The sequence below is a fragment of the Actinomadura sp. 9N215 genome (assembly GCF_044326345.1).
GTDB lineage: Bacteria > Actinomycetota > Actinomycetes > Streptosporangiales > Streptosporangiaceae > Spirillospora.
Genome location: NZ_JBIRBA010000008.1, coordinates 186,822 through 206,938 on the forward strand (window position 1 = coordinate 186,822; position 20,117 = coordinate 206,938).

A 20,117-nucleotide genomic window follows, 5' to 3' on the forward strand; every position below is an offset into this window, starting at 1 on the left:
AGCGTGATCTCGAAATGGCGTGCACAGGGTAGCCGGTATAGCCTGCGCTGGTGCGGAACACGCTCCGGTACCGAATCCACGGAATCGCGGCCCCGACCGGCTGTGATCTGGGCACACTTGAGGAGCGAGTCGACTTCATCCTCGTCCTGCGCGCGGCGCAGCCGGCGAGCTTTCGGTAGGCGGTGGTCACACGATGGATCGGGAGACACTGGGGCAGCGCATCCGCGCCCTGCGGATCCGGCAGGGCGTGAGCCAGGCGCAGCTCGCCTTCCCCGAGCTGTCCGACAGCTACATCTCGCTGATCGAGAGCGACAAGCGGGTGCCGGCCCCGAGCGTGGTGGAGCTGCTCGCGGCCAAGCTGAACTGCTCGGCGACCTACCTCGTCAGCGGTGTCAGCGAGGACGTCGTCGACGAGCTGCGCGTCACGCTCGACTACGCCGAGATCGCGCTGAGCAACGGCGCCGCGGCCGAGGCCCGGGCCAGGTTCGCCGAGGTCCTCGCCAGCGCGGACGCCGTCGCGCTGCCCGACATGCTGCACCAGGCGCGGTGGGGCCACGCGCTCGCGCTGGAGGCCGCCGGCGAGCTGGAGGAGGCCATCGCCCAGCTGACGGAGCTGACCGAGGAGGCGTCCGCCGAGGCCGACCTCGACCACTGGGCGAAGGTGCACGTCGCGCTGAGCCGCTGCCTGCGCGAGCGCGGCGACACCAGCGCGGGCGTGCAGGCCGCCGAGAACGCGCTGCGGCACCTCATCGCGACCGGCGCCGACTCCACCGACGCGGCCGTCCACCTCGGGGCGGCGCTGCTCGCCGCGTTCATCGAGCGGGGCGACCTCGTCCGCGCCCGGCAGCTCGCCACGCAGCTCGTCGAGCGGGCCGAGCGGATCGGCAGCCCCCGCGCCCGGATGGTCGCCTACTGGGAGGCCGCGTACGTCGCCGAGATCCGCGGCGAGTACGAGGACGGCGTCACCCTCGCCGAGCGGGCGCTGATGCTCGCCGGCGACGGCGAGGACCCGCGCAACCTCAACCGGCTCCGCGTCATCTACGCCGGGCTGCTGCTGCGCGCCCGGCCCGACCAGGCCGCGCACGCCCGCGAGCTGCTCGCCCGCGTCCGCGCCGAGATCAACGCCAGCTCGTCCGGGGAGATCGACGTCGCCTGGTGCCTGACCGAGCTGGCCCGCGCGGAGACGGCGCTCGGCCGTCCCGCCGAGGCGGTGCGGCTCGCCGAGGAGGCCCTCGACCTGCTCGGGGACGCGCCGCGCCGCGCCACCGCCGGGGCCCTGACGGTGCTCGGCGAGGCGTCCGTGCGGCTCGGCCGCCGCGACCGCGCCGTGGAGGTGCTGACCCGCGCCGCCACCTGCCTGGAGGAGATGGAGTCGTCCCGGGAGGCCGCGCAGGCGTGGTTCGACCTCGCCGAGGTCCTCGCCGCGGCGGGGACCGCCGATGAGCCCCGCATGGCCGCCTACCGCCGCGCGCTGACCTGCGTCGGCGTGTAGCCTCCGGCGCGGCCGGGACGCCCGGCCACCCGGGGCGTGCGCGCGCCGGGGCGTCAGTAGGGTAGAGGACGCCCCGTCGAACCCCGCACAGAACCCGGCCTCCCATGAGCACCCAAGGAACATCGGACGTCAAGCCGGACGCGATGAGGGCCGCCCTGGGCGTCTGGCGGGCCGCCGCGATCGCGGCGGTCGCGTGCGGCGCCGTCCTGGTGGGCGGGCTCGTCCTCGGCGGCTCCGTCACCGAGAAGGTCATCCCCGGCCTCGGCGACGCCGGCGCCCTCACCCGGTGGGGGCTGCCCGCGTCCCGGGCGGCGATGGACCTGCTGTCCGCGCTGACCGTCGGCGCCCTGATCGCCGCCGCCGCGCTGCTGCCCATCGAGGGCGGACGCTCCGCCGAGGGGGTTCGCGGCCCCGGGCGGCTGTCCAAGGACGCGGTCGGCTACGTGCACGCCGCGTCCTGGCTCGCCGCGGGCTGGGCCGCCGCCGCCGCGGCCACCCTGGTGTTCACCGTCGCGGACGTCCTCGGCCAGCCCGTCGAGCAGGTGGTCACCGGCAGCGAGCTGAGCAGCTACGTCGGGTCCCTGCCGCAGGGCACCGCGCTGATGATCGTGGTGCTGCTGGCCGTCGTGGTGGCGCTGCTCGCCCGCACCACCACGACGCCCGCCGCCGCGTTCGGGCTGCTCGCGCTGGCCGGGATCGCGCTGCTGCCCGCGCCGCTGACCGGGCATTCGGCGTCCGCCGCCAACCACACCGTCGCGACGACCGGCGTCGCGCTGCACGTCGCCGCCGTCGCGCCGTGGGTCGGGGGGCTCGCGGTCGTCGGCGTCCACGCGCTGCTCCGCCGCGACCGGCTGCCCGTCATGGCGGACCGGTTCAGCCGCATGGCCCTGTGGTGCTACGTCACCGTCGGCGCCAGCGGCCTGGTGAACGTGATCGCCCGGCTGCCCGACCCGGTCGAGCTGGTCGAGACGAACTACGGACGGCTCGCCCTCGGCAAGATCGCCCTGTTCTGCGCGCTGGGCTGGTTCGGCTGGTGGCACCGGAACCGCACCCTGCCCGCGGTGGCGGCGGGCAAGCCGTGGTCGTTCGCGCGGCTGGCGTCCGTCGAGGCGGTCGTGATGGCCGCGACCATGGGGCTCGCCGCCGCCCTGGCCCGCACCGCGCCGCCCGCGCCGACCGAGCCGGAGTCCGCGGTCAAGGCGCAGCTCGGCTACGACATGCCGCCGGAGATCACTCCTGCGCGGCTCGCGACGCTGTGGCAGCTCGACCTGTTCTTCGTCGTGCTGGTCGTCGTCCTCGGCGGGCTGTACTTGGCCGCGGTGGTCCGGCTGCGGCGGCGCGGCGACGCCTGGCCGCTGGGACGCACCGTCTCCTGGTTCATCGGCCTCGCGACCATGGTGGCCGTCACCCAGACCGGCGTCGCCAAGTACGCGCCGATCCTGTTCAGCGTGCACATGGCGCAGCACATGGTGCTGAACATGCTGACGCCGATCTTCCTGGTCCTCGGGGCGCCGGTGACGCTGGCGCTGCGCGCGCTCAAGCCCGCCCGGGTCCGCGGCGACCGGGGCCCGCGCGAGTGGCTGACCGCGATGCTGCACAGCCGGTACGTCGCCGTCATCGCGCACCCGGCGGTGGCGACGGTCATCTTCGTCGTGAGCACGTTCGCGCTGTACTTCACGTCGCTGTTCGAGTCCGCGATGCGCAACCACCTCGGGCACATGGCGATGTCGGCGCACTTCCTGCTCGCAGGGGGCCTGTTCTTCTGGGTGCTGCTCGGCGTCGACCCGGCGCCGAAGAAACTGCCCTATCCGGGACGGCTCCTGCTGCTGTTCGTCACGATGCCGTTCCACGCGTTCTTCGGCATCGCGCTGATGAACCTGAGCCAGGCGCTGGCGCGCGGCTGGTACGCGACCGTCGACCCGCAGTGGGGGACGACGATCCTGAAGGACCAGCACACCGGCGGCGCGATCGCGTGGGGCTTCGGCGAGGTCCCGACGTTCCTCGTCCTGATCGTCCTGGCGTTCCAGTGGTACCTGCACGACCAGCGCCAGGCCAGGCGCCTGGACCGCAAGGCCGACCGCGCGGCCGCCCCCGGCGGACGGCCCGAGGACGACGACCTCGCCGCCTACAACGCCCGCCTCGCCAAGCTCGCCGAACGCGACAAGCCCGAATGACCCGCGCTCCCTCTCGCGGGGGAGTGGGTCAGGGCGCTGATCTGCCAGGATCGATGGTGTGTTGCGCGTCCTCCGGCCGCTGATCGAGCGGACGACCTGGCTGCGCTGGTCCCACCTCGTCGTGGGCGGCGCGCTGCTCATGCCGTACTGGTTCCTGGCGATCACCCTCATCCCGCTGGTGCCGGTCGACAACAAGGTCGTCGAGGCCGTGCTGTTGCTGCTCGTCATGCCCGCGGCGGCGACGTTCGTCACCGGGCTCGTGCCGACGGTGCGGCTGCTGGAGGGCTCGCTCGCCAAGGAGCTGCTGAAGGGCCCGGCCGTGGCGATCGCGCCGGGGTCGGCGCGGTCGTGGGAGAGCCGCGCCCGGGCCGGGGCGTGGTTCGGGATCCACCTGGGCGCCGGGGTGGTCGTCAGCGGGCTGAGCCTGGCGGTGCCGCCGTTCGCGATCGTGATGCTCCTCGCGCCGCTGGTGAGCTGGGACGCCCGCTTCCTCGACTCCTGGGGATGGCAGGACGCCTGGCACCAGTGGCCCGCGCCGCTGGCCGGGCTCGCGTCGCTGGCCGCGCTGCTCGCGCTGATCGTCGGGGCGGGGGAGCTGCTGTCGCGGCTGGCGCCGTGGTTCCTCGGGCCGTCCGCCGCCGAGAAGCTCGCCGACATGGAGGCGAAGGCGGTCAAGCTCGCCGAGCGGAACCGGCTGGCCAGGGAGCTGCACGACTCGGTCGGCCACGCGCTCAGCGTCGTGACCCTGCAGGCGGCCGCGGCCGGACGGGTGCTGGACGCCGACCCGGCGTTCGCCCGCGAGGCCCTAGGCGCGATCGAGGACTCGGCCCGCGCCGCGCTGGAGGACCTCGACCACGTGCTCGGGCTGCTGCGCGAGGACGCGTCCCGCACGGCCGCCCCGCAGGCCACGCTGAAGGACCTCGGACGGCTGCTGGAGCAGACGCGGATCGCCGGGGTGAAGCTCGACGCGGAGATCGGCGACGAGGTGGAGCACGTCCCGGCGGCGGTGTCGCGGGAGGCGTACCGGATCGTCCAGGAGGGGCTGACGAACGCGCTGCGGCACGCCGGGAAGGTCCCGGTGCGGCTGCGGCTCGGGGTGGAGCGGGAACGGCTGGAGATGGAGATGAGCAACCCGCTCGGCGCGCTGGGCGGAGCGGGCGCCGACCACGGCGGCGGGCGCGGGCTCGGCGGCGTCCGCGAGCGCGTCACGGTGCTGCGCGGCGAGATGACCGCCGGTCCGGACGGGGACCACTGGCGGTTCCACGTCTCGCTGCCGCTAAAGTCCGGAACATGACGGGGGGACGCGACATGAGGGGCCGGGGACCGACGGGGGCCGGGACATGACGATCAAGGTTCTGCTGGTCGACGACGAGCGGCTGATCAGGGCGGGGCTCGCGGCCATCATCGAGGCCGAGGACGACCTGACCGTGGTGGGGGAGGCCGCGGACGGCGCCGAGGTGCCGGACGCGGTGAAGCGGCTGCGCCCCGACGTGATCCTCATGGACGTGCGGATGCCGCGCCTCGACGGCATCCAGGCGACCCGCCGCATCCTGGAGACCGTGCCGGAGCCGCCCCGGATCATCGTCGTCACGACGTTCGAGAACGACGAGTACGTGTACGACGCGCTGAAGGCCGGAGCGAACGGCTTCCTGCTCAAGCGGACGCGTCCGGAGGAGATCCTCCAGGCGATCCGGATGGTGGCGCACGGCGACAGCCTGCTGTTCCCGGCCGCGATCCGGGACCTGGCCGCCAGGCACGGGCCGTCGCGCGCGGCGGACGGGGCGCGCTGGCACGGGCAGCTCACCGAGCGGGAGGGCGACGTGCTGCGGCTGATGGCCAAGGGCCGCTCCAACGCTGAGATCGCCGAGGACCTGTTCGTGAGCCCGCAGACGGTGAAGACGCACGTCGGGAACATCCTCGCGAAGCTGCAGGCCCGCGACCGCACGCAGGCGGTGATCCTCGCCTACGAGACGTCCTTCATCACGCCGGGCTGAGTTTCGCGGCATGCCCGGGCCGAGTTTCGGTCCGTCCCTTACGCCCGATTTACCTGCCGGTAGCTAGAAATGAGCAAAAGGGATAAGTCCGATAGATCGGGGGATCATGGACGCCGCCACTCTGGCCGAACTCCGCAAGCCGAGGGCCTATCCGGCGGTGTCGGTGCTGATGCCGACGCACCGGTCCGTCCCGGCGAACCGGCAGGACCCCATCCGGCTCCGCAACCTGCTGGCGGAGGTGCGGCGGCGGCTGCACGACGACGCGCGGGTGGCGTCCGACGCCGCCGACCACGTGCTCCGCGGCCTCGAACGCGCCGCAGGCGAGGTCGACCTGCGGCACGCCTCCGACGGGCTGGTGCTGTTCGCCGCGCCCGGCGGCGAGCACCACGCGTTCACGATCGCCCAGCACGTGGACGAGCGCGTCGTCGTCGACAGCGGCTTCGCCACCCGCGACCTCGTCGCCGACTTCACCCGCACCCCGCGCTACTGGCTGCTGTCGCTCTCCGACCACCGGACCCGCCTGTGGGACGGCCACGGCGAGGACCTCACCGAACGCACCGGCGGCGGCTTCCCCGTCGAGCCCGAGCCGATCGACGAGGCGGGCTCGGGGCGGCACTCCCGCCGCGGCGTGCAGGGCGGCGACGGGGAACGCCACCGGCAGACCATGCGGGACGTCGTCGCCGCCCTCGACCGGGTCCTGGCCCGCGACCGCCGCCCGCTGATCGTCGCGGGCGTCACCCGCCACCAGGCGTTCTTCGACGAGGTGGCGGGCCCGCACATCACCGTCGCGGGACGCGTCGACGGCAGCTTCGACGGCGCCCCGCCCAGCGCGCTCGCCGAGGCGGCCCGGCCCGCGCTCGCCGCCTACGAGGACCTCCGCGAGGTCGGCGTCCTGTCCGAGCTGGAGGCGGCGCGCAGCATCCGGCGGTACGCGGGCGGCCTGTGCGAGGTCGCGCGGCTGGTCGAGGAGGGGCGCGGCGAGCACCTCGTCGTCGAGCGCGGCTACTACGCGCCCGCGGTGAAGACCCGCGGCGAACTCGTCCCGATGGAGGGCATGCCCGGCGTCCTCAGGGGCGCGGACGTCGTCGACGACGCCGTGGACGACGTGATCGAGACGACGCTGGAGTACGGCGGCGAGGTCACCTTCGTCTCCGACGGCTTCCTCGTCGACCACGACCGCATCGCCCTCGTCACACGCTACTGAGCGGCGGCCCGGCTGATTCGCCGCGCTACCGAGGCGTTTCGCGGCAGGACGGGGCGTGCCAGCTCACCCAGCCGATCGACCAGGTCCGTCCCGCGTGCGGCCGCCATCCCGCGGGGTGGGCGGGCCAGGACGCCTGGGGCGCCGTCCCGTCCGGCAGGGGCACCACGACCGTGCACACGCCGGGCGCGGGACGGCGTCCGTCCCGGATGTCGATGCGGCCTACGCGCGTCCACCACACGGGGTAGAGGAGCCGGGTCCGCACGGCCCAGTGGAGCGACGCGTCCGCGGCGACGCCGCCCGCCGCCGGTCCCGGAAACGGCGCCTGCGGGCGGACCCGCCGGGGGGACGGCCCCATCGCGAACGTCAGCGCCGCGAGGTTGATCCCGACGAGCGCGACGGCCGTCACGGTCGCGGCACGGCGTCCGCCCAGCCGTGACAGCGCCAGGAACCCGCACAGCAACGCGGCGGCGGTGAGCGTCACCGCGGGCAGTTGCAGTGCGGTCCGGTCGCCGGTCAGGAACGTGGTCTCGGGGAAGTCGAACGCGATGAACGTGTGGGTGCGTAGCCGTTCGCCCGCGTAGGCGGTCACCCAGAGCGCGGCGGTCCCCAGCACGAGCGCGGACGCGGCCGCCAGCCGGACCGCCGCCCGCGTCCCGCACCGCACCAGCGCCGCCGCACCGATCAGCGTGTAGACGAGGGCCAGGCAGGACAGGTAGCGGCCGTACGCGAAGTTCCCGACCCGGTGCTCGTCCGGCAGCGCGGCCGACGACGCATACGCGATCGCGACGGTCGCGGCGAGCAGCGCGGCCGCCATGATCCGGTCCGGGGCCGGGGACCGGCGGCGGACGAGGACCGCCGTGGCGACGGCCAGCCCGACCCCGGCGAGCCCCCAGGTGGACACGATCAGGTACCAGATCTGCCCCGCCGCGCCCGACAGCGCCCACGCCTGCCCCGGCACGGTGGTGATCCGCAGCTCAAGGGCGGCGGCGAGATCCCGCGTGCCGCCCGGATACAGCGCGTCCTGGACGCGGGCGTTGAGCGCCGCCCCCGCGGCGTATCCGGCGGCCGCGGCCGCGCCCCCGGCGAGCACCGCGCGGGCCGTCCGGCGGCGGGTCGCCGCGACGACGGCGAGAGCGAGCACATGGACCACCAGGAGCACCGTCCCGCGCGTGTGGACCATCGCCGCATAGGACGCCACCAGGCTCGCGGCGGCCGCGTCGAAGGCCCGCCCCTCCCGGACGAACCGGTCGAGGGCCAGCAGCCAGCCCAGCGCCAGCGTCGGCAGGACGGCGTCCGCCAGCGCGAACCCGCCGAAGAACGTCGTCGCGGGCAGCAGCGCCGCCGCGAACGCCACGGGCAGCGCCGACGGGCGGGCGAGCCCGAGCCGCCGCGCCGCCGCGTACCCGAGCGGGAACAGCGCCGCGCCGAGCACCGCGTTGATCACCATCACGATCGTGTAGACCGTCGCCGGATCGTGCGACGCCCAGTACGCCGGGGTGAGCAGGAGGGGATATCCGCCCTGGTAGAAGGTGTTGCCGGTCAGGTCGCCGCCGGCGGAGCCGGCCAGCCAGCGGGCCGCGACCAGGTAGCCGGTCTCGTCCGGGTTCGCCGCCGGCTCCGTCCGCGCCCGCGCGAACCACAGGCGCAGGAGCACCTGCGTCGCCGTGCCCGCGACCAGCAGCCACGGCAGGACGGCGGCGCGGCGGCGCGCGGTCCGCGGTGGGGCCGGCGGGTCGTCACGGCGGGGCGGCGCGGTCGCGAGCGTCATGCCGCCCACGATTCCGGCGAGCCGTCAAGATCTCGTTCGGTCGATGTCCGGATCTTGTGACATATGGGGAAGGGCGGTCGGTTCCTGTCCGATACTGACGGGGTGGCCAGCATTCTCTTCGTCGAGGACGACCCCGCCGCCCGGGCCGCCCTCGAGCTGGCGCTCACCCGCCAGGGGCACGGGGTGACGTCCCGGGCCACCGGCGAGGACGGGCTGGACGCGCTGCGCGCCCGGCGCCCCGAGATCGCGATCCTGGACGTCATGCTGCCCGGCATCGACGGCATCGAGGTCTGCCGCCGGATCCGCCGCGACGACGCGCTGCCCGTCATCCTGCTGACCGCCCGCGGCGACGACCTCGACATCGTCCTCGGCCTGGAGGCGGGCGCCGACGACTACGTGGTCAAGCCGGTCGAGCCGCGCGTGCTGGACGCCCGCATCCGCGCCGTCCTGCGCCGCGCCGACCACACGCGCGTCGACCGCTCCGTCTACGGCGACCTCGTCGTCGACCGGGCCTCGCTGAAGGTCACCAAGGCCGGGACCGACCTGCGCCTCACCCCGACCGAGCTGCGGCTCCTGCTGGAGCTGACCCGCCGCCCCGGCCGGGCCCTCACCCGCCAGCACCTGCTGGCGGAGGTCTGGGAGCACACCTATCCGGGCGACTCGCGGCTGGTGGACGCCTGCGTCCAGCGCGTCCGCGCCAAGATCGAGGACGAGCCCGCCGAGCCGCGGCTGATCGAGACCGTCCGGGGATTCGGCTACCGGTTCACCGCACCGTGAGCGAGCCGCCGGTGCGCCGTGCGCGGGCCATGCGCAGGCCGGGGAGCCGCTGGTTCGCCGGCCTGCGGGTCCGGCTCGCGGCGGCGTTCACCGCGGTCGCGCTCCTGGCGGCGCTGCTGGCGTCCGGGATCTCCTACGTCCTGCTCAGGCGCGTGATGCTGCAGCGCGCCCAGGACGCGGTCCTGACGGACGTCCGCGCCGCCCTCTCCCAGCAGGTTCCGCCCGACCTGCCGCCCGACGTGACGCCGCTGATCGGCGCCCGGCTGGAGGACGTCCTGGAGTCGGTCCCGAAACGCAAGGCGGTGGCGGTGCCCGTGGCGCTCCGCGGCGGCGTCAACCTCCCGCCCCGCGACAGGCTGGACGTCCCCGTCACCCGCGAGTTCGCCCGGCGCGCGGTCCGGGGCGTGGTCTTCCAGCGCGTCGTGCGCGGCGGCACGCCCTATCTCCTCGTCGGCGCGCACGCGACCGGCTACGGGGTGAGCACGCACGAGCCGGAGCGCGAGACGCCGCCCATGGTGTTCGTCTCCGCGAACCTGAGCCGGGAGGCCGCCGACCTGCGCCTGTTCACCCGGGCGCTGGCGATCGCGGACGCCCTGGCGCTGGCCTCGGCCGTCGGGTTCGCGCTGCTCGCGACCCGCGGCGTGCTGCGCCCGGTGCGCCACCTCGGCGCGGCCGCGCGCGCTCTGGGCGAGGGCGAGCTGGAGACGCGCGTGGACGTCCGGGGCCGTGACGAGCTGGCCGACCTCGCCCGCACCTTCAACCGCACGGCCGAGGCCCTGGAGCGGACGGTGACGGAGCTGCGCGCGATGGAGGCCGCGTCCCGCCGGTTCGTCGCCGACGTGTCCCACGAGCTGCGCACCCCGCTGACCTCGATGATCGCCGTGACCGATGTGCTGGCGGAGAACCCCGCCGCGGACGCGGACGGCGCCGCGGTGGAGCTGGTCGCGAGCGAGACCCGGCGGCTCGGGCTCCTCGTCGAGCACCTGATCGAGATCAGCCGGTTCGACGCGGGCGCCGCGGGTCTCGTCCTGGACGACGTGAGCGTCGCCGACGCGGTCGCCGCGACCCTGGACGCGCGCGGCTGGCGGGCGGAGGTGGCGGTCGAGGGCCCCGCGGACCTGTTCGCCCGGCTGGATCCGCGCCGGTTCGACGTCATCGTCGCCAACCTCGCCGGGAACGCGCTCAAGCACGGGGGTCCGCCCGTCTCGCTGCGCTTCGGCCCGGCGGGGCGGGCGGGCGCGGGCGGCCTGCGGGTCGTGGTCGCGGACGGCGGCCCCGGCCTGCCCGACGACCTGATCCCCGTGGTCTTCGACCGGTTCGTCAAGGCGGAGGCGGCGCGCTCGCGCAGCGAGGGCAGCGGCCTCGGCCTGTCGATCGCCAAGGAGAACGCCCTCCTGCACGGCGGGACGCTGGAGGCGGCCAACGGTCCGGACGGCGGCGCGGTGTTCACGCTGTGGCTGCCCGCCAGGGACGCGGAGGAGGACTCATGAGCCGATCCCGGCGCGCGCTCCGTCCGCTCCTGGCGCTGGCGGCCCTCCTCGCCGTGGCCGGCTGCGGCATCCGCCCGACCGGGATCATCGACGCGGGAGAGGCGCCGGCCGCCAACGGGGCCGCCGCCGAGATCAGCGTCTACCTCGTACGCGACGGGAAGCTGCGGCGGGTCACGCGGCCCGGCGTGCCCGGCCAGCCGTACCTGGCCGTCGAGCAGTTGGGCGTGCCTCCGACGGAGCGGGAACGCGCCGCGGGACTGCGCACCGAGATCGGCCGCGCGCTCGACGCCTATCTGGTCTCGACCGCGAGCGACCGGGACGACGAACGCTCCACCCTGGTCGTCCGTCCGACCGATCCGCTGTCCCGGCCACCGGGATGGTCGCGGATCGCGGTCGCGCAGATCGCGTGCACCGGTCAGGCCATCCCGGGAATCGAGCGCATCAACCTCTGGGGCGCGCCGAACGCCGACAAGACCGGCTGGGGCCTGGTGCGCTGCGACCAGTTCGACGACCTCCGCAGCTGACCGCCAAGGCGTCAGCACAGGTCGTCAGCGCATGGGATCAGCGCCGGGCGTCACAGGCTGTCCGCGGCGGCGCGTCCCGGGGTCAGCCCCTGGTCAGCCACTGGGTCGTGGCGTCGCCGAGCACGGACCGGACGGCGAGGACCGCGATCCCGAGCGTGAGGACGGGCATCACGACCCAGCGCTCCACCTTGCCGTCCGTCTTCGGGATCACCGGGACGTCGATCCGGTACGGCAGCGGCCAGAACACCGGGCAGCCCCGCGGGGTCAGGCAGTCGCCGACGACGTGCGCGAAGCAGCCGAGCCCCACCGCGAACCCGACGAAGCTCATGTCGATGTTGTGCATCAGCCAGACCGCGGCGAGCGCGAGCGCGCAGTCGGCCAGCGCCGACTGCGGCTCCTTGCCCTCGAAGTCCAGCCCGACCCCGCGCAGGCCCAGACCGACGATCATGAACAGGCACGCCCACCAGGCGTAGACGTAGTGGGTCGCGAGGTAGTCCATGGCCAGGCCCATGCCGACCGCGAACAGGAGCGAGTGGGTGGCGTTCCGGTGCCCGCCGGAGAGCTTCCCGATCCACTTGCACATGTGCTCGGTGATGGGCCCGAACGTGTTGGCGATGCGCCCGTTGTGGTGGTCGATGTCGGGCAGGATCGCCGCGCCCGCGCACACCACGGCGCCCGCCGCGACCTGCTCCGCCGTCAGCGACACCGCGTAGTCGCCGAGCAGGCGCTCCTGCGCGATCACCGGCACGGCCCCCAGCCATGCCAGCGCGCCGCTGAGGGCGTGCGTCTTGCCCATCATGTGCCCGTTCCCCCGCCTTCTCAGCGCGTCCCGCCGCCCGTTCCAGAGCGGGACTCTAGCCCGCTACCGATTGGTTTCAGCGGCGACGCGCCGAACCTGGCACTACGCCCGTTTGATGCAGGACGTACCGCCCCGGTTCCTGGTCAGCCCGGGGACGCGGGTCAGGCCGGGGTCTGCTCGCGGGCGGCGACGACGGCCCCGACGTTCTCCTCCGCCCAGGTCGCGATGGCCTCGATCGGGGTCTGGAGGGAGTGGCCGAGCGGCGTCAGCGCGTACTCGACCCGCGGCGGGACCTCGGCGAAGACCGTCCGGGTGAGGAGGCCGTCGCGTTCCATCGCGCGGAGGGTCTGGGTCAGGACCTTCGGGGTCACGCCGCCGATCATGTCGCGGAGGCCGGTGAAGCGGCGCGGCCCGCCGCTCAGGCTGAGCACGACCAGCACGGACCATTTGTCGCCGATGCGGTCCAGGACGAGCCGCGTCGGGCAGTTCGGGTCGAACGCGTTGCCCTTCATGGTTTCCGGAGGATACCAGTGGATCGTTGAAGTAACCAGTATCCAATGGATACCTTCACGCCCGGACGACGTTCAACGAGCGCTCAAGGAGGTCACCATGAGGATTCTGCTGATCGGCGCGACCGGGATGATCGGCCGCCGGGTCGCCGACGAGGCGCGCCGCCGCGGCCACGAGGTCACCGGCGTCACCCGCAGCGGCGACGACGGCACGGCGAAGGCCGACGCGCTGGACACCGAGGCCGTCGCCGCGCTCGCCGAGGGCCACGACGCCGCCGTCCTGGCGGTCGCGCCCCCGCGCGACGGGTCGGACCCGACCGGGCCGCTGGTCGCGGCCGCACGCGGCGTGTTCGAGGCGCTGCGGCGGGCCGGCGTCCGCCGCCTGGCCGTGGTCGGCGGCGCGGGCAGCCTGGAGGTCGCGCCCGGCGTCCGGGTCGTCGACGGCCCCGACTTCCCCGCCGCGCACAAGGGCGAGGCGCTCGCGCAGGCCGAGCTGCTGGAGGTCGTCCGGGCCGAGGCCGCCGACCTCGACTGGACCTACCTCTCGCCCGCCGCGATCATCGAGCCCGGTCAGCGCAGCGGCGAGTTCCGCCTGGGCGGCGACGAGCTCCTCGCCGACGCCGACGGCAACAGCCTCATCAGCGCGGAGGACTACGCCATCGCGCTGGTGGACGAGCTGGAGAAGAACCAGGCCGTCCGCCGCCGCATCACCGTCGCCTACTAGGCCCCTACCGGGACCTGCCGCCGGGGACGAAGCGCCAGGCGTCCGACTCCTCGCCCGGCTCGTAGGACGAGTCCAGGCGCTTGGCGACGACCCCCGGCAGCCCCTGGCCGGCGGCGGCGTCGCGGACGGCGTCGCCGTCGCCAGGGAACCACGGCGCCGTCTGCCACCGGGCGCCCGACAGGCCCAGCTCGTCGAGCCGCTCCCGGCGCTCCCGGTACGGGACGTCCAGCAGCGGGCGCCCGTCGAGATGCAGCACGTCGTAGATCATGTAGAGCTCGCGGCCGTCGAGGACGGCGAGCTCCCCGTCCAGCAGCGCGGGCCTGGCGCCCAGCTCGGCGCCGAGCCGGGCGCCCAGCCCGCCAGGCCCGTCGACGGAGCGGCCCCGGTCGTCGGTGAACCGCGTCCGGCCGCCCTCGACGTAGGCGGGCATCCGCTTGCCGCCCCACGCGAACTCGAAGCCCCACGCCTTCTGGTCGCGCGGCAGCCTGGCCTTCTCGACCGGGCACATCGGGCGCAGCGACTCGGGCAGCGGCTCGGCGTCGGGGTCGGCGGGCGGGTCCATCCGGTGGATCATCCAGTTCTTGCCGCGCGTCCGGAACAGCACGTACCGGCCGGAGACCCGCGACCCGTGGATCACGATCTTCACCTCGCGCTCGGACCACTTCTCCGTCTCGTACGTCCCGCGATCCCAGATGATCATCTTTCCGGCGCCGTACTCGCCGCGCGGGATCTCGCCCTCGAACGTCGCGTACTCCAGCGGATGGTCCTCGGTGTGGACGGCGAGATGGTTCGTGTCCGGGCTCCACGGCAGGCCCTTCGGGACGGCCCACGAGACCAGCACCCCGTCGCGTTCGAGCCGCAGGTCCCAGTGCAGGCTGCTCGCGTGGTGCTCCTGGACGACGAACGTGTCGTCGTCGCCGCGCGGAACCGACCTCTCCGCCGGGACGGGTTCCGGCGTCTTCGCCCGGTCGCGCTTTCCCCGGTACTCCGCGAGCCGGTCGCCGCCGTCCGCGTCCTTCTTCCGCTTCTTCGGGGTCACGCCCGGTTCGTACCCGGGATCAGCGGATGAAGACGGCGTAGTCGGAGAGGTCGCCGGTGAGGTCGGGCGGCAGGCCCGCCACCGCGGACAGCTCCTCGGCGGACACGAACCCGCCCGTCTCGGCCCGCACCCGGTCGATCCTGCCCGCCAGCTCGGGCGTGATCCCGGGCAGCAGCGTGAGCGCCTCCGGCGGCGCGTGGTTGACGTCGACAAGCCCGCCGTCGTTGTACTGCCGCGGCAGGTCGGGACGTCCGATCCGCAGCTCCCTGGCGAGGCCCGGGTCGGACGCAGCCAGCTCCCGCGCCTTGTCGCGCAGCAGCCGCCGCCGCTTCACGCGCTCCACCACGGCCTCGTTGTCGACCGCCGACAGCCCGTGCGGGTCGAACACGCGGCGGCGGATGATGAACGCGTGCGCGCAGCCGATCACGGCGAGGACGAACAGCAGCACCCCGACCGCGCGTTCGGTGCCGTCCTCCTCGCCCATGCCGGGCAGCAGGTACAGCATCGTCGCGAACACGCCGACGTAGGCGGCCGTGGACACCAGCAGGTGCAGGCTCCGCCGCCACAGCAGCGCCGCCGCGAACGTGAACGGCGTGGCGTAGCCGAGCGTCAGGAACGGCAGCGCCGCCCACGTCACGCTCAGCGCCGCGCGCCCCGGCGGCATGCTGTCGGACGGAACCCGCGGCTCGTACGGCGCTGGGGCGTTCATCTCTAGAGAGTCTCCCGGCCGGATGTGGGGCGAATCGGACTCTAGATCAAGAGGTCTGTCACGGCAGGGTGAGGATTTCGTGGCCGTCCTCGGTCACCAGCAGCGTGTGCTCGAACTGCGCCGTGCGCCTGCGGTCCTTGGTGACGACCGTCCAGCCGTCCTGCCACATGTCGTACTCGTGCGTGCCGAGCGTCAGCATCGGCTCGACCGTGAACGTCATCCCCGGCTCGATGATCGTCGTGGCGCCCGGGTCGTCGTAGTGCGGGACGACCAGCCCCGAGTGGAACGTGGTGCCGATCCCGTGGCCGGTGAAGTCGCGGACGACCCCGTACCCGAACCGCTTCGCGTACGACTCGATGACCCGTCCGATCACGTTCAGCGCCCGGCCCGGCTTCACGGCGCGGATGCCCCGCATCGCCGCCTCGTGCGTCCGCTCCACCAGCAGCCGCGACTCCTCGTCGACGTCGCCGCATAGGAACGTCGCGTCGGTGTCGCCGTGCACGCCGCCGATGAACGCGGTGATGTCGACGTTGACGATGTCGCCGTCGCGCAGGACCGTGTCGTCCGGGATGCCGTGGCAGATCACCTCGTTGATCGAGGTGCACAGCGACTTCGGGAAGCCGCGGTACCCGAGCGTGGACGGGTACGCGCCGTGGTCGAGCAGGAACTCGTGCCCGACGCCGTCCAGCTCGTCGGTCGTGACGCCGGGCCTGACGTGCTTCCCGACCTCCTCCAGCGCCTGCGCGGCGATCTTTCCCGCCACCCGCATCAGCTCGATGATCTCGGGCGTCTTGACGTCGGGCTCGCCGGTCCTCGGGTGCTTCTTCCCCACGTACTCCGGCCGCGGAATGCTCGACGGGACCTTGCGCATGGGGGAAACGTGTCCGGGCCGGAGTAGCTGGGTCGTCATAGTGATGGAGTGTAGTCAGCGGGATCGGGGCAACGAATCCCGTGCGAGCGCGTGATCGAGAGGAGCGCCCGATGGCCGGTGACGACGGTGACTGGTGGTTCTGTCTGAAGCACATGAAGGTCGAGCACGGGCCCGGCTGCCCCGGCAAGGACCGCATGGGCCCCTACGAGTCGGAGAGCGCCGCGGCGGGCGCGCTCACCCTGGCACGCGAGCGCAACGAGGCCTGGCGCAAGAAGAACGACGATTGACAGGGCTACTCGACGGCCGGTTACTCGACGACCGGGCCCGACACCGTTTCGAGGAGCTTGGCGAGGCGGCGGCGGAGCCCGCGCGGGCTCCGCGCCGGCTCGTGCCCGGCGGCCGCGCTGACCAGGTGCTGCGCGCCGTCGAACGAGATCAGCGCCTCGTCCGGCGGGACGGTCAGCGCCTCGTGGGCGAGGCCCCGCAGGTCCTTGTCGCCGCCGTCCAGCGCGAGGATCGTCGCCCCGACGCGGCGCGCGTCGTCCACCCGCTCCAGCAGCGGGACGGGCGCGTCCTCCTCCGCGACGACGAACAGCGTCTCCCCGCGCCGCGCCGCCTCCAGCCGCTCCAGCCCGACCCGCAGGTGCGCGGGCGCGTCCGCGGGCGGCGTCCAGCGCACCAGCGTCGGCGCGAGGCCGGGGACGTCGCCGAGGCGGCTCTCGTCGTCCAGGTGCGCGGCCAGATGCCACGGATCGCCGCCGGGGGTGCCGACGAGCAGCAGCCCGCCCGGCGTCCTGGACGTGACCCGCAGCGCCCGTCCGAACTCCTCGGTCCGCTCCAGCCAGCCCGTCGTCGACAGGACCTCGCGCAACATGACGATCTGCTCGGCGTCCACGGGCACCATGGTGCCGCACGAGACGTCCTGGGCAGGCGCTTTCCCGCGATGCGGGGGAGCCCGCCCGGCGCCGCCCCGGGTCCCGCCTGGCAGACTCGGCGGCATGACTGAGCAGCAGCGCAGGACGCCCTACGATCTCCCGGACGTCAGCGGCCTGTCGATCGGCATCCTCGGCGGCACCGGAGACCAGGGCAAAGGGCTCGCGCGGCGGTTCGCGCTCGCCGGGCACCGGGTGACGATCGGGTCGCGCAAGGCCGAGCGCGCCCAGGCGGCCGCCGACGACCTCGCCGGTGCGGAGGCGGGCCTGGACGTCTCCGGCGCGGAGAACCCTGCCGTGGCGGGCGGCTCCGACGTCGTGATCGTCGCGGTGCCGTGGGAGGGCCACAAGGCCACGCTGGAGTCGCTGCGCGCCGAGCTCGCCGGGAAGATCGTCGTGGACTGCGTGAACCCGCTCGGCTTCGAGAAGGGCAAGGGCGCGTTCGCGCTGCCCGTCGAGGAGGGCAGCGCCGCCCAGCAGGCCGCCGCCGTCCTGACCGGCAGCCGCGTCGTCGCCGCGTTCCACCACGTGTCCGCCAAGCTGCTGCTCGACCCGGGCGTGGACGCGATGGAGCTGGACGTCCTCGTCCTCGGCGACGACCGGGAGGCGACCGACCTCGTCCAGGCCCTCGCCGGACGCATCCCCGGCATGCGCGGCGTCTACGGCGGCAGGCTCCACAACGCCCACCAGGTCGAGGCGCTCACCGCGAACCTCATCTCGATCAACCGCCGCTACAAGGCCCACGCCGGCCTGCGCGTCACCGACGTCTGACCGCCGGCCGATGAGGAACGACCCGCGGGCGGTGGCGGCGATAAGGCCGCCGCGCCTGCTACTGCCCTCGGTCAGCCGCAGCCCGCTGCGCGCGGTCACGCAGCGGGTCGTCTTCGCGGTCGTGCTGCTGCTCGCCGTGGTCGCGGTCGTCTATGCGGACCGCGGCGGCTACCGCGACAGCGCGGGCGGCCCCCTCTCCCTGCTGGACGCCTTCTACTACGCCACGGTGACCATCACGACCACCGGGTACGGCGACATCACGCCGGTCAGCGCCACCGCCCGGCTGGTCAACATCGTCTTCGTCACACCCGTCCGGGTGCTGTTCATCATCGTCCTCGTGGGCACGACCCTCGAGGTGCTCGCCCAGCGCACCCGCGAGGAGTGGCGCCAGTCCCGCTGGAGGAATCGCGTGCGCGACCACATCGTCGTGGCCGGCTACGGCACGAAGGGCCGCAGCGCCGTCGAGACGCTGCTCCGCACCGGCGTCGCCCGCGACGCGATCGTCGTCGTGGACCCCGACCCGAAGGCCGTCGAGGAGGCGGCCGCCGCCGGGATCGCCGGGATTGTCGGCGACGCGTCCCGCAACGTGGTGCAGCGGCGGGCGGCGGTGCCGCTGGCCAAGGAGATCGTGGTGGCGGCCGACCGGGACGACGCCGCGGTCCTGATCACCCTGACCGCGCGGGAGCTGAACCCGTCCGCCCGGATCCAGGCGGCGGTCCGGGAGTCGGAGAACGCGTCGCTGCTGCGGCAGAGCGGCGCCGACCGGGTCGTGACGTCGTCGGAGGCGGCGGGCCGGCTGCTCGGCGTGTCCACCAGCCGCCCGCACGTCGGCGACGTCCTCGCCGACCTGGTCGAGCACGGCAGCGGCCTCGACCTCGCGGAGCGCGACGCGCGCCCGGACGAGGCCGGCCGCACGATCGGCGAGGTCGGCGAGCCGGTGCTGGCGGTGGTGCGCGACGGCCGCGCGCTCACGTTCGACGACCCGGACTGCTCGCCGATCCGGCCCGGCGACCGCTTGATCGTGGCACGCTCCCATCCCCGCCCGCCCGCGAGCGGGGATGTCCGCGAGGGGGCGGATTCCTGACATTTCAGGGAGCGGTTTGCGGCCCTGGCGCGTCCGATTGCTGACCTATGATCGGGCTGGCGACAGCGAGGTGGAGATGAGAGAGATCCGGTCGGCGGACCCGTGGAGCGCGTTCCTGACCTCGTCTGGACGGGGCGCGGCCGCGCCCCGTCCAGTCACCGGAGAGTACGGCCGCGCCTCCGGCGAGCAGCCCGGCTCGCCCGGCGGGCCCGGTTCGCCCGGCGAGCGGCCGGACGCCGAGGACGCGCGCAGGCGCGTGCTCGCCCAGCTGAGGGCCGCGCAGGGGCCGATGTCGCTGGAGCAGATCCACCACGCGACCCGGCTCGGGCTGCTGGAGGTCGCGGACGCCGTGGAGGCGCTGCGCGACCGCGGCCTGGTCGCCGTGGAACGCGAGATCGACGAGATCGTCAGGCTGACCGAGGAGTGAACGGGACCGTCGAGCGGAGCTCGTCCGTTGCATGGTGGTCGGGTGGGGGCTGGAGGACGGTCGGATGATCGGATACGTCGTCGCCGTCTCGCTGAGCTGCCTCGTCGGCGTCGCCGAGCTCGTCAGCCGGTACCGGGACCGGCCCACCACGCTGGTGCGGGTGCCGAGCACCTGGATGTACGTGCTGATCAACGGGACGGCGGGCGCGGGCTCGCTGCTGGCCCTGCACACGTTCAACTGGCGGTTCGGCGTCCATTCCCCGGACGTCGTCGCCGCCACGCAGGTGCTGGTCGCGAGCTTCGGCTCGATGATGGTGTTCCGCAGCGCGATCTTCACCGTCCGGGTCGGGGACGAGGACGTCGCCGTCGGGCCGAGCACGCTGCTGACCTCGCTGCTCGCCGCCGCCGACCGTGGCGTCGACCGGATGCAGGCCAAGACCCGCGCCCACGAGGCGGGCGAGATCATGCGGGGCGTGTCGTTCGCCAAGTCGAGGCTCGCGCTGCCGACGTACTGCCTGGGGCTGCTGCAGAACGTGTCCGCCGAAGACCAGGCCGACCTGCGGACCGCTGTGGACGCCCTCGCCGGCAGCGAGATGACCGACGGCCAGATGGCCCTCAACCTCGGCCTGCTGCTGATGAACGTCGCAGGTCCTGACGTCCTGAGGTCGGCGGTCGAGACGCTCCGCGCCGAGATCATGACGGACGACCCCGACCCGCGCCGCATCCCCCCGCCCCGCGACGGCCGTACCCGCGACGGCCTGGCCCGCGAGGGCGGCGACGGCGAGGCCGCCCGGGCGGATCTGGCCCGCGCCGACCCCGACCAGTGAAGG

Annotated in this window: 22 protein-coding genes; 15 read left to right on the forward strand and 7 right to left on the reverse strand. The window is 74.0% G+C overall.

What is annotated here, in order from left to right:
* Positions 1-50 precede the first annotated feature (50 nt).
* The 6 genes from ACH34T_RS16135 (at position 51) to ACH34T_RS16160 (ending at position 6,864) form a co-directional block, all read left to right on the forward strand.
* Positions 51-179 (forward strand): helix-turn-helix domain-containing protein, encoded by a 129-nt coding sequence (locus tag ACH34T_RS16135; protein ID WP_395992923.1) that lies wholly within the window; start codon positions 51-53, stop codon positions 177-179.
* Between the two features lie 14 nt (positions 180-193).
* Positions 194-1,492: a helix-turn-helix domain-containing protein gene (locus ACH34T_RS16140; RefSeq protein ID WP_395992924.1), complete on the forward strand. Its 1,299-nt coding sequence runs from the start codon at positions 194-196 to the stop codon at positions 1,490-1,492.
* A gap of 104 nt (positions 1,493-1,596) precedes the next feature.
* Complete coding sequence (locus ACH34T_RS16145; RefSeq protein WP_395992925.1) at positions 1,597-3,666, forward strand: cytochrome c oxidase assembly protein; 2,070 nt, start codon at positions 1,597-1,599, stop codon at positions 3,664-3,666.
* Positions 3,667-3,724: 58 nt separating this feature from the next.
* Positions 3,725-4,960: a sensor histidine kinase gene (locus tag ACH34T_RS16150; protein WP_395992926.1), complete on the forward strand. Its 1,236-nt coding sequence runs from the start codon at positions 3,725-3,727 to the stop codon at positions 4,958-4,960.
* A gap of 46 nt (positions 4,961-5,006) precedes the next feature.
* The gene (locus tag ACH34T_RS16155) at positions 5,007-5,660 is read left to right on the forward strand and encodes a response regulator (protein ID WP_395992927.1); all 654 of its coding nucleotides are present in this window, start codon (positions 5,007-5,009) and stop codon (positions 5,658-5,660) included.
* A gap of 106 nt (positions 5,661-5,766) precedes the next feature.
* A complete protein-coding gene (locus ACH34T_RS16160) occupies positions 5,767-6,864 on the forward strand; it encodes a hypothetical protein (protein ID WP_395992928.1) in 1,098 nt (365 codons plus the stop codon).
* A gap of 25 nt (positions 6,865-6,889) precedes the next feature.
* On the opposite strand, the gene ACH34T_RS16165 is transcribed toward ACH34T_RS16160, so the two are convergent.
* Positions 6,890-8,632 carry a hypothetical protein gene (locus tag ACH34T_RS16165; RefSeq protein WP_395992929.1) on the reverse strand — a complete coding sequence of 581 codons (1,743 nt, stop codon included), beginning with the start codon at positions 8,630-8,632 and terminating at the stop codon, positions 6,890-6,892.
* 102 nt (positions 8,633-8,734) lie between these two features.
* On the opposite strand from ACH34T_RS16165, the gene ACH34T_RS16170 reads away from it, so the two are divergent.
* From ACH34T_RS16170 to ACH34T_RS16180, 3 genes are read left to right on the forward strand one after another with little or no spacing between them, the layout of a single operon-like run.
* Positions 8,735-9,409, forward strand: a complete 675-nt coding sequence (locus ACH34T_RS16170) for a response regulator (protein WP_395992930.1) — start codon at positions 8,735-8,737, stop codon at positions 9,407-9,409.
* Positions 9,406-10,899, forward strand: a complete 1,494-nt coding sequence (locus ACH34T_RS16175) for an ATP-binding protein (RefSeq protein ID WP_395992931.1) — start codon at positions 9,406-9,408, stop codon at positions 10,897-10,899. Before ACH34T_RS16170 ends, ACH34T_RS16175 begins: the two co-directional genes overlap by 4 nt.
* Positions 10,896-11,423: a hypothetical protein gene (locus ACH34T_RS16180; RefSeq protein WP_395992932.1), complete on the forward strand. Its 528-nt coding sequence runs from the start codon at positions 10,896-10,898 to the stop codon at positions 11,421-11,423. The genes ACH34T_RS16175 and ACH34T_RS16180 overlap by 4 nt, the downstream gene beginning before the upstream one ends.
* Positions 11,424-11,505: 82 nt before the next feature.
* On the opposite strand, the gene ACH34T_RS16185 is transcribed toward ACH34T_RS16180, so the two are convergent.
* Both ACH34T_RS16185 and ACH34T_RS16190 read right to left on the reverse strand, forming a co-directional pair.
* Entirely contained in the window at positions 11,506-12,222 is a 717-nt protein-coding gene (locus ACH34T_RS16185) for a metal-dependent hydrolase (RefSeq protein ID WP_395992933.1), read from the reverse strand.
* A 161-nt stretch (positions 12,223-12,383) separates the two neighbouring features.
* On the reverse strand, positions 12,384-12,734 hold the full coding sequence (locus tag ACH34T_RS16190; RefSeq protein WP_395992934.1) for a winged helix-turn-helix transcriptional regulator: 351 nt from the start codon (positions 12,732-12,734) through the stop codon (positions 12,384-12,386).
* Positions 12,735-12,831: 97 nt separating this feature from the next.
* Between ACH34T_RS16190 and ACH34T_RS16195 the strand changes: the two genes are divergently transcribed.
* On the forward strand, positions 12,832-13,455 hold the full coding sequence (locus ACH34T_RS16195) for an NAD(P)-dependent oxidoreductase (protein ID WP_395992935.1): 624 nt from the start codon (positions 12,832-12,834) through the stop codon (positions 13,453-13,455).
* Between the two features lie 4 nt (positions 13,456-13,459).
* On the opposite strand, the gene ACH34T_RS16200 is transcribed toward ACH34T_RS16195, so the two are convergent.
* The 3 genes from ACH34T_RS16200 to map are packed head-to-tail and all read right to left on the reverse strand — an operon-like array spanning position 13,460 to position 16,113.
* Positions 13,460-14,494, reverse strand: a complete 1,035-nt coding sequence (locus ACH34T_RS16200) for a DNA polymerase ligase N-terminal domain-containing protein (protein WP_395992936.1) — start codon at positions 14,492-14,494, stop codon at positions 13,460-13,462.
* Between the two features lie 19 nt (positions 14,495-14,513).
* Positions 14,514-15,203, reverse strand: coding sequence for a ComEA family DNA-binding protein (locus ACH34T_RS16205; RefSeq protein WP_395992937.1), 690 nt, complete (start codon positions 15,201-15,203; stop codon positions 14,514-14,516).
* A gap of 58 nt (positions 15,204-15,261) precedes the next feature.
* A complete protein-coding gene (gene map / locus ACH34T_RS16210) occupies positions 15,262-16,113 on the reverse strand; it encodes a type I methionyl aminopeptidase (protein ID WP_395992938.1) in 852 nt (283 codons plus the stop codon).
* Between the two features lie 71 nt (positions 16,114-16,184).
* Here map and ACH34T_RS16215 point away from each other — a divergent pair, with 71 nt between their 5' ends.
* On the forward strand, positions 16,185-16,361 hold the full coding sequence (locus ACH34T_RS16215; protein ID WP_395992939.1) for a hypothetical protein: 177 nt from the start codon (positions 16,185-16,187) through the stop codon (positions 16,359-16,361).
* Between the two features lie 20 nt (positions 16,362-16,381).
* Here the strand turns inward: ACH34T_RS16215 and ACH34T_RS16220 are convergent, their stop codons facing one another.
* Entirely contained in the window at positions 16,382-16,978 is a 597-nt protein-coding gene (locus ACH34T_RS16220) for a hypothetical protein (RefSeq protein ID WP_395992940.1), read from the reverse strand.
* A 94-nt stretch (positions 16,979-17,072) separates the two neighbouring features.
* Between ACH34T_RS16220 and npdG the strand changes: the two genes are divergently transcribed.
* The 4 genes from npdG to ACH34T_RS16240 all read left to right on the forward strand — a co-directional run bounded on the left by npdG (position 17,073) and on the right by ACH34T_RS16240 (position 20,114).
* Positions 17,073-17,777: an NADPH-dependent F420 reductase gene (npdG, locus tag ACH34T_RS16225; RefSeq protein ID WP_395992941.1), complete on the forward strand. Its 705-nt coding sequence runs from the start codon at positions 17,073-17,075 to the stop codon at positions 17,775-17,777.
* 10 nt (positions 17,778-17,787) lie between these two features.
* Positions 17,788-18,861 carry a potassium channel family protein gene (locus ACH34T_RS16230; protein WP_395992942.1) on the forward strand — a complete coding sequence of 358 codons (1,074 nt, stop codon included), beginning with the start codon at positions 17,788-17,790 and terminating at the stop codon, positions 18,859-18,861.
* A gap of 76 nt (positions 18,862-18,937) precedes the next feature.
* Positions 18,938-19,288, forward strand: coding sequence for a hypothetical protein (locus ACH34T_RS16235; RefSeq protein WP_395992943.1), 351 nt, complete (start codon positions 18,938-18,940; stop codon positions 19,286-19,288).
* 64 nt (positions 19,289-19,352) lie between these two features.
* Complete coding sequence (locus tag ACH34T_RS16240; RefSeq protein WP_395992944.1) at positions 19,353-20,114, forward strand: hypothetical protein; 762 nt, start codon at positions 19,353-19,355, stop codon at positions 20,112-20,114.
* Positions 20,115-20,117 lie beyond the last annotated feature (3 nt).

Bases quoted from the DNA above. Each gene is read 5' to 3' on its own strand.
- ACH34T_RS16140 (WP_395992924.1), top strand. From the start codon at position 194: ATGGATCGGGAGACACTGGGGCAGCGCATCCGCGCCCTGCGGATCCGG.
- ACH34T_RS16145 (WP_395992925.1), top strand. From the start codon at position 1,597: ATGAGCACCCAAGGAACATCGGACGTCAAGCCGGACGCGATGAGGGCC.
- ACH34T_RS16155 (WP_395992927.1), top strand. From the start codon at position 5,007: ATGACGATCAAGGTTCTGCTGGTCGACGACGAGCGGCTGATCAGGGCG.
- ACH34T_RS16160 (WP_395992928.1), top strand. From the start codon at position 5,767: ATGGACGCCGCCACTCTGGCCGAACTCCGCAAGCCGAGGGCCTATCCG.
- ACH34T_RS16165 (WP_395992929.1), bottom strand. From the start codon at position 8,632: ATGACGCTCGCGACCGCGCCGCCCCGCCGTGACGACCCGCCGGCCCCA.
- ACH34T_RS16180 (WP_395992932.1), top strand. From the start codon at position 10,896: ATGAGCCGATCCCGGCGCGCGCTCCGTCCGCTCCTGGCGCTGGCGGCC.
- ACH34T_RS16185 (WP_395992933.1), bottom strand. From the start codon at position 12,222: ATGATGGGCAAGACGCACGCCCTCAGCGGCGCGCTGGCATGGCTGGGG.
- ACH34T_RS16190 (WP_395992934.1), bottom strand. From the start codon at position 12,734: ATGAAGGGCAACGCGTTCGACCCGAACTGCCCGACGCGGCTCGTCCTG.
- ACH34T_RS16195 (WP_395992935.1), top strand. From the start codon at position 12,832: ATGAGGATTCTGCTGATCGGCGCGACCGGGATGATCGGCCGCCGGGTC.
- ACH34T_RS16205 (WP_395992937.1), bottom strand. From the start codon at position 15,203: ATGAACGCCCCAGCGCCGTACGAGCCGCGGGTTCCGTCCGACAGCATG.
- map (WP_395992938.1), bottom strand. From the start codon at position 16,113: ATGACGACCCAGCTACTCCGGCCCGGACACGTTTCCCCCATGCGCAAG.
- ACH34T_RS16215 (WP_395992939.1), top strand. From the start codon at position 16,185: ATGGCCGGTGACGACGGTGACTGGTGGTTCTGTCTGAAGCACATGAAG.
- ACH34T_RS16220 (WP_395992940.1), bottom strand. From the start codon at position 16,978: ATGGTGCCCGTGGACGCCGAGCAGATCGTCATGTTGCGCGAGGTCCTG.
- npdG (WP_395992941.1), top strand. From the start codon at position 17,073: ATGACTGAGCAGCAGCGCAGGACGCCCTACGATCTCCCGGACGTCAGC.
- ACH34T_RS16230 (WP_395992942.1), top strand. From the start codon at position 17,788: ATGAGGAACGACCCGCGGGCGGTGGCGGCGATAAGGCCGCCGCGCCTG.
- ACH34T_RS16235 (WP_395992943.1), top strand. From the start codon at position 18,938: ATGAGAGAGATCCGGTCGGCGGACCCGTGGAGCGCGTTCCTGACCTCG.
- ACH34T_RS16240 (WP_395992944.1), top strand. From the start codon at position 19,353: ATGATCGGATACGTCGTCGCCGTCTCGCTGAGCTGCCTCGTCGGCGTC.